At 50.3% G+C, this 926-nt stretch carries 1 protein-coding gene; it reads right to left on the bottom strand.

The features are described 5' to 3' along the window. Positions 1 to 706: 706 nt before the first annotated feature. Positions 707 to 926 (bottom strand): BCCT family transporter (locus tag PsW74_RS29395; protein WP_208988046.1); only part of this gene is annotated, 220 nt, incomplete at its 5' end.

Below are 926 nucleotides of genomic sequence, written 5' to 3'. Positions count from 1 at the left end.
AGCTGCGGACCAGAGGATCAAATCCCGAGCATGGGCTGCTCAATTAAGTGGAAGTAGGTCTGCCAGCGCAAAAATCTGCCAAGTTAAACTTTATCATGACCCAAGCTCTGACCTGCATTCACAACGGGCCTGTTTTGCCAGCTTTTCGCAGCAGGAAATGAAATAGAAGTACATGATCGCCGCTTGGCCCCCAATAGCGATCATCCACTTCTTGCTAAGATCGAGGCAGGCACACCCGAAGGCTTCTACAGTAGCGGATATGAGCGATCTGGAAAATTTTTGACCATAACCGGTCATTCAACCTAACTCTAGGCGCGTCCGGCTAGTGCTTGACTTCAACCACAGGTCGATTTTGATCAACTTGTCGCTGATGGCTCATCCGAATCAGCATAACTTGATGCTGATCTGGTTTTCCGCTGTTTAGTGAATGGGAGCAGACTTTCTATTGCCTCTCCAGCAGACCTAACTTTCGTTGATTGGTCATACCTTGCTGCAATGCAAGCTCTGGATCTTAATCTTAGTTCAGTGCATAGACTCCAGGACATAATATGAGCTCGTTGCTGGTATTGTTGAGTTGCGGGTACAATGTAGCAGTTTGCCTCTTGAACGGAGCTCCTGCTGCGGTTGGGTAAGACCGTGGTAGTGGGGCAGATAAGAAAATGCGCGAAGGTGCCACCATCGCGCACTTTAAGATCTTGAGAGCACCTTATTCTGCAGGCACTAGCAGACCGAGACGTTCACGTTGCACATCACGGATAATCGCTTTTACGACAGAGATTCCCATGAGGGCAAGTACTGCCGAAAACGGCAGAGCACCAATAACCATCGCAGTCTGAATTGCACCCAGACCGCCGAGGATCAAGAGAGCGCCAACCACCAGCGCAAGACCAGTGCCCCAGAACAGGATGTGTGGCCGCGCTTTCGGG

Source organism: Pseudovibrio sp. W74 (genome assembly GCF_001623085.1).
Classification (GTDB): domain Bacteria; phylum Pseudomonadota; class Alphaproteobacteria; order Rhizobiales; family Stappiaceae; genus Pseudovibrio.
This window is presented reverse-complemented; position numbering and strand designations above follow the sequence as displayed.